Below are 12,463 nucleotides of genomic sequence, written 5' to 3' on the forward strand. Positions count from 1 at the left end.
ATGAGACGGCGTCAAGCGCATCTGTACCAGCGATCCCAGACCGACCCACCCCATGGAGCATCACCAAATACTCCAGCCGGGACAAAACGCTCTTTAAAAGAGCTTTTTGTCCCGGCGGTGGTGTTTGGTGGCCCTTTGGGTAGCGGGTCGGCTCGGGGGCGGTGAGGCTGACAACAGGCTCTCCGCAACCGGCCGCTGGACGCCGGTCCGTATGCGTTCGTCTGGGTCGACGCGCTGACCCAGAAGGTCCGCGAGGCCGGCCGCATCATCAACGTCCACGCGCTGATCGCAGTCGGCGTCAACGCCGACGGCCACGCGAGATCCTCGGCCTCGACGTGGCCACCGCCGAGGACGGCGCCGGCTGGCTCGCCTTCCTGCGCTCCCTGATCGCCCGCGGGCTTAGCGGCGTCCAGCTGGTGGTCTCCGATGCGCACACCGGCCTGGTGGCCGCGATCGGCGCCACCTTGCCGGGCGCCTCGTGGCAGAGATGCCGCACCCACTACGCCCGAAATCTGCTGAGCCAGGTCCCCAAGTCCGCCCAGCCCTGGGTCGCGACCCTGCTCAGGACAGTCTTCGAACAGCCCGACACCGACGCGGTCCACGCCCAGATGACGCACGTGATGGACGCCTTGGAGGCCAAGTTCCCCAAGGCCGCAGCCCACTTGGACGCCGCTCGGGCGGACTTGCTGGCGTTCACCGCCTTCCCACGCGAGATCTGGCGGCAGATCTGGTCGAACAACCCGCAAGAACGGCTGAACAAGGAGATCCGCCGCCGCACCGACGTCGTCGGGATCTTCCCCGACGGCGCCGCCGTGATCCGCCTGGTCGGCGCGGTGCCGGCCGAGCAGAACGACGAATGGACCGAAGCCCGCCGCTACATGGGCCGCGAACTCCTCGCCAAGGCCCGCCTCCACCCGATCGAGTCAGAAACCGAAGATCCCGTCCTCTCGACCGAACTCACCGCATAGCCTCAAAAATGGATCACCGAGTGGCCGTCGATACACCACTCCAGCGGACGTGACCCCGTAGCGCCTCGTACGCGTAGCAGTGGAGCCGGAAGACAGCGTCCTCGGCGGCGATCAAGTCGACCGAGTACGGTCCGACGACAAAGATCGGCCGACGGGTTCTGTCCGCCTTCTCCCAGCGGAAGTTGTGCCGGTACTGCTCGGCAAGGAAATCATCCGGCGGCCTCAGGTGCCGCTGCTTGATATGAGGCTGCTGGAGATCCACGGCCCAGTGCGTATTCGTCGAAGTGCTCCATCACGTCACGGGCTGCCTTGCCACCAGGCACAACCGTCTCGAAGGCACACAGTGCCTCCTGGAGCATGCTCTTCGCCTCAAGGGTGGCCACGTGCTGCGTCATCATCCGCAGGCCCGGGCGGCTCCCGCAGCGCAGCTGTACGAGCAGGCCCGCGTGCACCATGTCGGTTCGGTCCGGGTGTTCGCGGAGTTGGAGGAACAGATGACGACGTTCGTCGGTCAGGCCGGTGCTGGTCGCCGCCAGCGCGCTCAGCGAACGCGTCGAGGTCCGCGTGGCCGACCGCGGACCCGGCGTCCCCGACACCGAGCGCCGGCATCGGCCTGTCCGAGATCTACGCGTTCATGGATCGGCCATCGCCGAGCAGTTCGGACCGGAACACTTCGTGGATGATGCGCGCTGAACATCGCAACGGGCCACCTGCAGTGGGTCGACGCGGGCCACCCCGCATCGCTGCTGATTCGCAACCATCAGGTTCTCCGGCACCTGGAGAGCCCGACCACCCCTGACAGCCCGGCTTCGCGTTGGAAACAGTGGATTTCGGCGGCGGACTCGGCATCGCGTACTTCGATGAGGCCGCAGTTCTATGGGCTGTGGCCTCGGCGTTCGTAGTCGCTGTGGCGGGCTTGGCGTTGTCGTCGGCGGCTCAATGCAGAACGAACTCGGTGCTGTGCGGGCCGGGTCGGGTGAGGCGGGGAATCCGGTGAGGAGCGCCTTCGATCACCCGGCGTCACCCGTTCCACGTGGAAGCCCCAGGCCAGAGGCCCGGGGCTTTGTTGTTCCCTGGACCGACCGCGCTGACTGGGCACCGCGTAGCGCCCTTTGCTCCCACGAGATGGGACACGCGGAAGGCGCGACCCTACGGCGATCTCGCCGGAGACCCGCCGTGAAGTTCGCGCGGGCAGCCGACTCCGAGGGCGAGAGATCGAATACTTGACCGCCCACGTACAACCATTCGCGCGCCCACGGTGTCGTATGGGCGGAGCCTCACGCTCCACTTCCGTCCCCTGAGACTGGAGCAGTTTTGCGCGTACGTACTTTGGCCCTTGCCGTGACAGTCGCCGCCGCGGCGTCCGCGGGCCTGTCCCTGACCCTCGCCCCCAAGGCGAGTGCCGTCACCGCCACGGCCGATGACTTCAACGGCGATGGGGTCGCCGACCTCGTCGTGGCCACCCCCGGAGCCCCCGTCGGCGGATACACGGACGCCGGCTCGGTCACCGTCCTCTACGGCTCGACCGGCGGGGTGTCCCCCGCCCGTTCGGCGACCCTCACCCAGGGCTCGTCTGGCGTCCCCGACGCCGCCGAAACCGGCGACCGCTTCGGCAGCACCTACGCCACCGGCGACCTCGACGCCGACGGCTACACCGACCTCGTCGTCGGCGCGCCCGGCGATCAGGTTGGCTCCGGCGGTTCCTTCGGCGCCCTCACCGTCCTGTGGGGCGGCGCGAACGGCCTGACCAACGGCGGCATCCAGATCGCCAGCCCGCTCGCCGACAGCGCCTGGGAGGCCGAGAAGGACTTCGGCAAGAAGATCGAGATTGCCGACCTGGACGGCGACGGCACCCCGCAGCTCGCCGCCCTCAGCCGCAACAAGCTGTGGGTGTACGACGACCTCACGGGCCGCACCGCCCCGGACGGCCCGAAGTACTCCGAGTACTTCAACGCCTACATCGAACCCCGCACCCTGACCGCGGGCGACTTCACCGGCGCCGGGCGCGCCCAGCTCGCCATCACGGGCCCCAAGAGCTGCGACGGCACCACGGACTGCCAGCACACCGCCGTCTACAGCTGGGGCACCGAGCGACTCGACTGGGTCACCGTCGCCGACCCGGGCACCGGCTCCGCCGGTGAGAACGAGGCGCCCACCGTCTCGGCCGCCGCCGGGGACATCGACCACGACGGGTACACCGACCTGGTCACCGGCCACATCCCGGCGTCGTCGAGCGCGGCAGGCGAGTACTCGGACGCCGCGGGCTCCGTCCATGTCCGCTTCGGCAGCGCGGACGGCCTCGGCGCCCACCGCACCGCCACGCTCGACCAGGACACCTCCGGCGTCCCGGGTGCGAACGAGTCCGGGGACAACTTCGGCGCGTCGGTCGCGGTCGGCGATGTCACGGGCGACGGATACGCGGACGTCGCGGTCGGCGTGCCGGGCGAGACCGCCAGCGGCGTGACGCAGACCGGCGAAGCGGTCCTGCTCAAGGGCACGGCCACCGGCCTCACCGGCACCGGCGCCCAGGCATTCCACCAGGCCACCAGTGGTGTGCCCGGCGCTTCGGAGGCGTACGACTGGTTCGGCTCCGACGTGCGGATCGCGGACGTCGACGGCAACGGCACGGAGGACGTCGCGATCGCCGCGAAGGGTGAGGACGTCTTCTCCGGGTCGACACGCGACGGTTCCGACTGGGTGCTGCGCGGCTCGGCGTCCGGTCTGACGGCGGCCAACGCCACCTCGTACAGCGAGAAGTCCTTCGGATTCACCTACCAGAACAGCGAGTTCGGCTCGGTTCTGGGCGGCTGACCGTACGGCGAGGCGTGCACCTCTTCGTGCACGCCTCGCACCACGGGAATCCACTGTGCGCGTACGCCATCCGATCGCGGTCCTGTGCCATCTCCCCCTGCTCGCGGGCGCGGGGCACGGGTTTGCGACTCGGATGGCGGCGCGGACGGCCCGCAAGACGGTGAGGGCCAGGGCTTGCTCAGACAGTCCCAACTTGCCGAGCAGAGCGATGACATGGGACTACACAGTCCCTGGCGGCACGTCGACGTCGAGGGCGTCGGCCATCTCTGCGTTGGTGAGTCCCGCCGCGATGAGGAGAGGACCCCGTGATCACCCCGGGTGAGCGCCTCAAGGAGGCCGACGTCCGGCGCGGGTGCGGTGTGCGCAAAGGCGTCGATCAGGCGGCGGGTGACGGTGGGAGCGAGCATTCCGTCCCCCGAGGCCACGCCCCGGCTGCCGGCGAGGAGTTCCTCCGGCTGAATCCTTGAGAAGTAGCCGGAGGCAACCGCGCGCAGCGCGTCGTGGACGTACGAGACCTCGCCCGCCCGCCCGCTCCAGACCCAGGGCTCAGGTGACGCGACTCCCGTCATTTGCGACGGCGTATCCGGAATGCCAGAGCCGCCGCCAAGGAGTCTGCACAAAAGCATCACAAGGTCTACGCGTCACCTTCGGCCGGTGCCGTTACCGTTGCTGCCCGCTCGATCCCGCGTGCGAACGTGAACAGGTCGTCGGCGTCCCTGGCGGCGCAGTCAGCACAGAAAGATCCAGATGGACTACTGCTTGTCGTGCCGCCGGAACCTCAATGGGGCACTCGTGTGTCCAGGGTGCGGGGATTACGCTCCGGACATAGCCCCGCCTGCCCACCACCACAGCACGACGGCGGCTACCACGACGTCGGAGGCATGGCGTGCAGCGGAAGGCCCCGCTTCGGGGTCCCACCACGGCGCTCACCACGCCGGTGCAGCGTCGATCGGCAGTGGAGCATCCGAGGACACGACGGCGGATGCGTCGGGCGCCGGTTCGTCCAGCGGCTCCGAAGGCGCAGCCCCTGCCGGGCGGGGACGGGCGGCTCGGCGTCGGCAGCTGGCACGTTGGAAGAAGCAACGGCGTCGGGCCGTGGTCGCAACGGCCGTTGCCCTGGTCGGCGGTGGAGTGACTGCCACGGTGCTGCAGAACAAGCCTTCCACCAGCCACACACACGAGGCCTCGGCGCCGGAGCCGGAGAGCGTGACCCCGCCCAGGACGGCGACCGCCGCCCCGTCATCCGAGCAGCCGGACACCCGGGCTTCGCGGCATCCCGGCTCTCGCCCAGGAACGACACCTGGCGGGCAGCAGAACACCACCGTCGCCACGCCTCCCCCTGTCGCGACGAGCCGGCAGCCGAACTCCACCGCCACGGCCCAACCTGCCGCGCCCTCCAGCGCGACACCGCACACCGCCCCTACGGTGGCCAAGAGGACGCACGCCGACAACGCAGCACCAGAGACGACCGCGCCCGCTTCCACCGGAAGCTCCGACGCAGGCACATCACCTGTGCGCCCCGCGCCGACACCACCGACGGCCGAGCCGACATCACCGACGGGTGTGTGCCTGCTGGGAGTTGCGTGCGTCAACTGATGGCTCCGCTGCCATCGCACACCGACGTCTGCTCGCGCCGACGGGGACACGGCAAGGAAGGATGCCCTCCGGCCGCAGGCGAGAGCAGCGGTCACGGCGCCGACCTTTCGAACATTGGGGAAAAGCAGCACGGCCCAATCAGCCAGGTCGACCCGGACAACGGCATTTCACACGAGCAAGCGAAGACAGAGGTTCCTCCGGCCGGGGCATGCGGCCCGAGCGCGCGTGACGAAATGACGCGGCAGGAGAGCCCGTAACGCCGGTGTGCTCCATCCGTGCGGCGCATCCTCACGAGGAGAAGCCGACCCCGTACTCGTCACGACCGCACACGAAGTCATCAGGGCGCTCCGACGCGCAGCACGTCGTACGGGCAGCAAAGAACACGAGCAATGCCGCCGCGAGTCGGGGTAGGCGTTCACCCGGAGTGTGGGCAGATCTTCATCAGGATGTCGTCCGGCGTTGGGGATGAGGGCCCAGCCTTGGGGGCGCTCCACTTCTGGAGGTCTTGTACGTCGTCCAGGTGTTGCACAGCGCACATTCCGCCCCGCCTGGAGGCCCGATGTCCCCCCGCGTTGTCCGTCGCTCCGTCTCCGTCGGACTGCCCCTCGCCCTGCTCGCCGCCATCGCGGTGGCCGGCACCGCCACCGGCGCGCCCGGGAGCACCGACACCGCCGGGAGCAACGGCGCCCCCACGACCGGCCCCCGGATCACCGGCACCGCCACCCTCCCGGACATCCCGCTCGGCGCATTCAGCAACGCCCTGCTGCCGGGCACCGTTGCGGACGACCGCGGCGTGGACCTCGGCGGCATCGGAAGTGACCTCTACCCCGCCACACGCGAGGGCGAGTTCTGGACGGTGACCGACCGCGGGCCCAACGGCCAGATCACGGTGGACGGCAAGAAGCGCCGTACCTTCCCGGTGCCCGGCTTCGACCCGGCCATCGTGAAAGTGCGCGCGTCCAAGGGCACCCTGGACGTCGTCGACGCCCTCCCGATCACCACCTCCTCCGGCGACCAGGTCACCGGGCTGCCGAACCAGCAGGCACGAGACGAGGCCCCGTACACCTACGACGCGCGGACACCGCTGCCCTACAACCCCAACGGCCTCGACACCGAGGGAATCGTGCGGGCCGCCGACGGGAGCTTCTGGCTGGTCGACGAGTACGGACCCTCGCTGGTGCACACCTCCGGTACCGGGCGCGTACTGGCCCGCTACGTGCCCGAGGGCCTGAACCTGACCGGTGCGGACTACCCGGTCATCGAGGCGCTGCCCGGCATTCTGCGGCAGCGCAAGGTCAACCGCGGTTTCGAGGGACTCGCGCTGCTCCCCGGCGGCGATCTGGTACTCGCTGTGCAGAGCCCACTGTCGGTGCCCGACACGGAGGCAGGGGAGTCCTCGCTGACCGCCCGGCTGCTGCGCTTCTCACCGAAGAAGCAGGCAGTGACGGCGGAGTACGCCTACCGCTTCGACCCGGTGGATGTCGTCGACCCGGGTGAGAACGACCCGTCGGAGCTGAAGATCTCCTCGGTGGTCGCGGTGGGCCGCGACCGGGTGCTGATCGAGGAGCGCACCGACCGCGCGGCGCGGCTCCAAGCCGTCGAACTGCGGCCGGGCAACAGCATCCTGGGCAGTCCCTGGGACGACCAGGCGACCTCGCCCTCGCTGGAGCAGCTCGCGGACCCCGCCGCCTCCGGGGTGCCGGTGCTGCGCAAGGAGCTCGTGGTCGACCTCGGCAGGATCAAGGGCGTCCCCGGCAAGATCGAGGGCATCGCGCTTGCGGGCCGGCGCACGCTGGCCCTGATCAACGACAACGACTTCGGCATGACGGACGGCACCCAGGCCTTCGACGAGCAAGGCCGACTGGTGGACAGCGGCGTCGAGAGCACGATCACCTACGTCAGACTGCCGAAGCCACTGGGACGCTGACCCACCCGCGGCGGCCTCGGGGAAGTGCTCCGAAGGCCGGGTGAGAGCACACTTGGGAATCCTGCTCGCCCAGCAGGTGGTTCACCTCGCCCTCGGCGAGCCTCCCTCCCGACCGGGTGAGGCAGCCTGGCGGGTGGTCTGGGCACATGAGCTCAGCGGCCGTCCAGCCGGGACTTCGAGACGAAGGGGTCGCACCCAGCCGTCGGCCAGGCAGTGCTGCACCGGATGCGCACCGGAACGGCCGGTGAGCCACGGTCAGGGCCCTTCTCCGCGCACCAGTCAAGGCGCCCCGATCCTGCTCGTCGCGCGCCCTGGCACACCCCGCCCGGGGCCGACGGTCCTCATGGGGACGTAAGTAGCTGTTGCGGTTCCGATCTTGAGGGGTGCGCGTCGAACGGGAGTCTCGATCGGGTGATCGTAGCTGGCCGCGGGCATGAGAACAGGGCCTCTTGGTAGCTCGGGGTTGCGAAGCCAACCGAGATCCAGGAGACCCTGTTGCCGCAGTTGTACGTGCTCGCGCCGGTGGAGTCCAACTCGGCTGCACCGACGTGTGATTGTGTCGCTCACCGGTTCGGGAATGCGGCCGATCACCCGGAACGTGTTCGGCGGTATCCCTCGGACATGACGGACGCGGAGTGGGCGGTGGTCCGGCCGCTGCTGCCGGTGCCCGGCTGGCTGCGTGGCCGGGGCGGGCAGCCGGAGGCGTACTGCCACCGGGCGATGCTGGACGCGATCCGCTACCTGGTGGACAACGGCATCAAGTGGCGCGGTATGCCGGTCGACTTCCCGCCATGGGACCGGGTGTACGCGTTCTTCCGCCGCTGGCGGCGCCGCGTCCAGGCCGAACAAGACGGCCATCTCCTGGCAGGTCAAGGGGCTTTGACCGAGGCAGTGCCGGTCCATGAGCACCTGCAGGATGCGCTGGTAGTCCACCGACAGCACCGACCAGGCCAGCCCCTCACGCCACATGGGCACCTGCGACCTCGGCTTCGCGGCCCTCGGCGCTGCCGATGTCTCCTCAGCCTGTCCCTCGGTCGGCACTGTCCGCTCGGTCAGGGCGTGCGCTTCGCTCTCGTCCACCGGGGCCAGCACCTCGCCGACACGCGAGCGGGCGATGGCCCACTCCTTCCATTCCCGCTCGGCCACCGCCAGTTCGGCATCACCATCCGTCCCAGCCGAATGAGAGCCAACGTCATCACCAACGACACCGGCCGGCATCGGTGACGGAACGGCGGGCTCAGCCGCCGAGGTGGCTGCCGATCGACCGGGCGACCTCGGCGTGGGCGAGGTACTCGACGATGCTGTGCGCCCGGTCGCGGGCGTTGACGACGGCGAGGTCGGACAGTCCGTCCGCCCAGTCGTCGCCCAGCGGGCATCCGATGGCCACCGCGTCGGTCGGGCACCATGCGTTGAGCCAGTCCGCCACGATGTCCGGACGCTTCGGCCCGCCGACGAGCAGCCTGCTGTACACGCTGTCCATTCCGAGGGGACTTCCCGCCGTGGTCAGATGGACGAGGTTCACTCCGGGGGACAACCGTGTGGTGAGATCCAGGCCGACGACCGTGCCGAGGCTGTGACTGACGAGCACCACTTCCCCCGCGTCCGGCATCGTCTCGAGTACGCAGCCCAGGACCTCGTCGCGGATGCGCCGGTCGTCGAGGTACGCGGCCACGTCACGGAAGACCAGGGCGATGGCCCAAGCGTCGAGGTCGCCCCTGGCGGCCAGCCAGCTCAGCCGCTTCTGCAGGGCCCCGATTACGTCGCCCAGGCCGATCCGTTCGGTGGCCAGCCGGCTCTCGTGCGGCATGTCCCACTTCGTGGCCGCCTCGCCGACGATCTCCTCGTACACCGCGCGGGCGGTGGGGGTGGCGGGTGCGACCACCTCCGCCGCCTTGGCGGTCGGCGCCTCGGTGATGTGGGGGACGGCCTCGTGCGCGGTCAGGGCCTGCACCAGTCTGTCGCCGTAGTAGGGGAACCAGACGTCCGCCGGGTCGACCGGAGGGAGCCCGGCGCGGACGAGCCCCTGGTTGAGTCCGGCCGCCCATTCGCGGCGCAGTCTCTCGGGGTCCTTGCCCTCCTGGGAGCGACCGTGCAGGAAGACCAGATGCCGTTTGCCGCCGAACGCGCCGTCCCGGGCGCGCAGGCCCGCACGCGCGGTGGCCTTCTCGGCGGCCGGGCGCGACGCTGCGACGGCGGGAGCGGCGACTGCGGGAGCGGCCACGGTGGGAGCCGGAGCCGCCACGGGACCGACGGCGGCCCCCGCGAGGCGCAGCCCCGACTCCGGGCCCATCTCGGCCAGCAGCGCCTGCTGCCGGGAGGTGAACGGCAGGGTGGCGAGGTGATTCAGGATGGAGCTGATGCGTACGCCCTCGTTGGACACCCAGTCGATGGCGTCGTCGCCGTCACCGGGCTGCCAGACCTGTCCGTCGCTGCGCAGGACGCGGCCCTGTTCGTCGGTCCTGGGCACACCGCTGTGGTGGAGGGCGACGACCTCCCACTGGTCGTTGAAGACGGGAGAGCCCGAGTTTCCCGGCTCGGTGTCCGTCTTGTAGTGGAGGAAGTCGTCGAGGCGCACCTGGAGCATGTTGTCGCGTACGGCGATCTCCTTCAGGCGCCCCATCGGATGGCCGATGACGTTGACCGGCTCGCCAATCACCAGCTTTCCCATCTGGGTGCTGAGCCGGTTCCAGCCGAACGTCTCCCCCGGGGGCCGCAGATCCGGGCCGGGGGCGACCGGCACCAGGGCGAAGTCGAGGCGTTGGTCCGCCGCGAAGAACCCGTCGGGGGCGAGCTCCAGCCGCGTCGGCGGCTGGGGTGTGTTGTCGACGGTGACCTGGGCGTCGAACTCCACGAAGCACTGCCGGGCGGCCTCCGCGTCGGTGAGCACGTGATGGTTGGTCATCAGCAGGCTCGGCGACACCAGGAAGCCGGTGCCGATCGGCAGCTCACGGCCGTTCTCCCGCGCCGAGATCCGGGCGACGGTGCGTGCCACCCGGGCGCCGCGCGGCAGGAAGCTCCATGCCTGCAGTTCCTTGGACACCCCGAGGATGCGTTCGTACGCGGCGGTCGCGGCCAGCGGTTCCGCCCGGACGGCCTCCACCACCATGGCGGCGGGCACCGCCTGCCGGTCGAGCAGTCGGGCCGCGCGCGCCGCGAGTGCCTCCTCCGAATCCGGGAAGGTGACCCCGGCGTCCTGCCGCTGCTCGACCGCCCGCCGCTCCTCGCCGGTCTCTCCGTACCGCGCGGCGGCCGCCGCGACCTGGCGCTCCCGTTCCTCGCGGGACCTGTCCGTCGCTGCCATGTCAGGTCACCGTCCTTCCGGCGGTGTGCCACGGCACGAAGGCGTTCGTCAGCCCCGCGAGAGCCGTACGCAGCTCCGGGTGGTGGCGCAGCAGCACCGTGATCATGCTGTTGTCGTCGATCCAGGCCATACCGGCCTTGGAGTACACCTCCGGGGTGTAGTACTCGGTGAAGAAGCGGTCGCTGTTCAGCCGGCGTGACGCCATCAGGATGAAGATGCGGAACGCCGTGTCGCTGAAGGCGAATCCGGCCGGCAGCTTCTCCGCGTACAGCCCGACCATGAGGTCGACCTTCTCGATGTCGCCGTCGTAGAGCCACTGGATCTGCTCGGCCCACGCCCGGTTCTCCGTCAGCTCCAGGAAGTTCGCCGCGGGCTTCAGCCGCAGCAGCCGCCGGAACTCGTTGTAGCGGGGGACGCCCAGCTCCCGGGAGCGCAGGATGTCGGTGGCGGCGAGGTCCTGCAGTTGCCCGTTGGGGCGCTCGAACTCCTGGAGGAACCTGGGGAAGTTGTGCAGGGTGACCAGCCCGGGGTGGAGCGTGCCGAAGCTGTAGAGCAGATCGGCCATCTCGGTGGTCTCCAGGACCTTCAGCGCCCCGGGGCCCGAGATGTCGCGGAGGGTGCAGTGGCGCAGGCTCGTGTCGTCGGCGGCGGAGCGCAGATGCCACTCGTCGCGGATGAGCGGGTGCATGCGGTAGACGGCCACGAATTCCTCGGTGAGGGAGTACGGGACGCCGTAGTGGTCCGTTTCGCCGCCGGGGATGCCGCTGACGACCTCGCTGTCGCTGATCCGGCCGAAGAGGTTGTGGACGCGCTCGCCCGCGATGCCCCACCAGTTGGCGCGCAGTGCCTTGACGGTGGTGGGGTGGCTGATCACGGCCGGTGTCCACTCCACGGTGTGGATCTTGGCGAGGAGCGCGGCGTTGACGAGCCGGGCGCGCTGGAAGAGTTCCTCGTCGTTCCAGGACGGGTACGCGCCGTGCAGGTGGTCGCAGATCGCGTTGTGCTCACGGGCGAACAGGTCGTGCATCATGGCGAGGCCCAGCCAGAAGCCGGGGATGTGCGAGGGGTCCCGGGAGGGGTCCGAGGGGAACGGGGACTGCTCGTCGTCCCACAGATGCAGCTTGCCCAGCTCGCCGGCGCGCATCAGGCGCTGCTCGGTCTCGTTCGTCCCGTAGATCTGCGACGCGTCCCACCAGTGGGAGGACACGTTGACGCGGGTGTCGGGCGTCCCGGCGGGTGCCTGCGGGTCGAGGGTCGGGTCGTCCGGTGTCCGCATGATCTGCATGGGGTGTTCCGGCCACGGGTCGTCGTCCGTGAGGGGTACTTCCCAGGGCCGTTCCGTGGGGCTGGTCCCGTGGCTGAACCAGTCGCGGACCATGAACTGAAGCCAGGCGGCGACCAGGGAGTTGACCGATTCGGCCGGGGTGAGCTCGTCGCGGGTGAGCAGGGCGCGGCTGACCTCGCGCGGGTTCGGCGTGGACAGTACGTCCTCGGGTGTGGCCGGGGCGATCCGGTCCAGCGGGATGTTCCGCCCGAAGCGGGTGCCCGCCATGCCCATCCGAGGCTCGTCGAGGTCGTTGTGGCTGCCGTCGGGGGTCCGGTTGACCTTGTGGGTCTCGGAGGGGGGTGCGGGATCGGGCAGATTGACCGAGGGCAGCCGGCCGGTGTCGTGGAGGTTCTTCTGCCGGAGCTTGACGCGCAGTCCGAGGAGCGTCAGCAGGCCCGGAATGACGGGCAGTCTGTCCCAGCCGATGCGCCGGTCCACGAATTCGGCGCCGGCGGTGACGATCCGCCAGGGCAGTGACGTACGGTATCCGGCTGCGGAACGTCGTGCGGCGCGTCGTTGCTTGTTCATCGCGG

5 protein-coding genes and 4 pseudogenes are annotated in these 12,463 nt (G+C 69.8%); 5 read left to right on the forward strand and 4 right to left on the reverse strand.

Translation table 11 applies throughout. The features are described 5' to 3' along the window. Positions 1–174 precede the first annotated feature (174 nt). Positions 175–968 (forward strand): annotated as a pseudogene (locus ABZW18_RS17715) (IS256 family transposase); the annotation flags it as partial. A 13-nt stretch (positions 969–981) separates the two neighbouring features. Here ABZW18_RS17715 and ABZW18_RS17720 read toward each other — a convergent pair. Then, entirely contained in the window at positions 982–1,230 is a 249-nt protein-coding gene (locus ABZW18_RS17720) for a hypothetical protein (RefSeq protein ID WP_356188282.1), read from the reverse strand. Between the two features lie 339 nt (positions 1,231–1,569). On the opposite strand from ABZW18_RS17720, the pseudogene ABZW18_RS17725 reads away from it, so the two are divergent. The 4 genes and pseudogenes from ABZW18_RS17725 to ABZW18_RS17740 form a co-directional block, all read left to right on the forward strand. Continuing rightward, positions 1,570–1,762 (forward strand): annotated as a pseudogene (locus ABZW18_RS17725) (SpoIIE family protein phosphatase); the annotation flags it as partial. A gap of 547 nt (positions 1,763–2,309) precedes the next feature. Further along, positions 2,310–3,779 (forward strand): FG-GAP repeat protein, encoded by a 1,470-nt coding sequence (locus tag ABZW18_RS17730; RefSeq protein ID WP_356188284.1) that lies wholly within the window; start codon positions 2,310–2,312, stop codon positions 3,777–3,779. 2,155 nt (positions 3,780–5,934) lie between these two features. After that, on the forward strand, positions 5,935–7,302 hold the full coding sequence (locus ABZW18_RS17735; RefSeq protein WP_356188286.1) for an esterase-like activity of phytase family protein: 1,368 nt from the start codon (positions 5,935–5,937) through the stop codon (positions 7,300–7,302). 621 nt (positions 7,303–7,923) lie between these two features. Then, positions 7,924–8,127: pseudogene (locus ABZW18_RS17740) on the forward strand (transposase); the annotation flags it as partial. Positions 8,128–8,136: 9 nt separating this feature from the next. Here the strand turns inward: ABZW18_RS17740 and ABZW18_RS17745 are convergent. The 3 genes and pseudogenes from ABZW18_RS17745 to ABZW18_RS17755 all read right to left on the reverse strand — a co-directional run. Beyond that, positions 8,137–8,520 (reverse strand): annotated as a pseudogene (locus ABZW18_RS17745) (hypothetical protein); the annotation flags it as partial. Between the two features lie 19 nt (positions 8,521–8,539). Then, positions 8,540–10,603 carry a serine protease gene (locus tag ABZW18_RS17750; protein WP_356188288.1) on the reverse strand — a complete coding sequence of 688 codons (2,064 nt, stop codon included), beginning with the start codon at positions 10,601–10,603 and terminating at the stop codon, positions 8,540–8,542. Position 10,604: 1 nt separating this feature from the next. Continuing rightward, positions 10,605–12,458 (reverse strand): peroxidase family protein, encoded by a 1,854-nt coding sequence (locus ABZW18_RS17755; RefSeq protein ID WP_356188381.1) that lies wholly within the window; start codon positions 12,456–12,458, stop codon positions 10,605–10,607. Between the last annotated feature and the right edge of the window lie 5 nt (positions 12,459–12,463).

The organism is Streptomyces sp. NPDC004647, assembly GCF_040609575.1.
GTDB lineage: Bacteria > Actinomycetota > Actinomycetes > Streptomycetales > Streptomycetaceae > Streptomyces.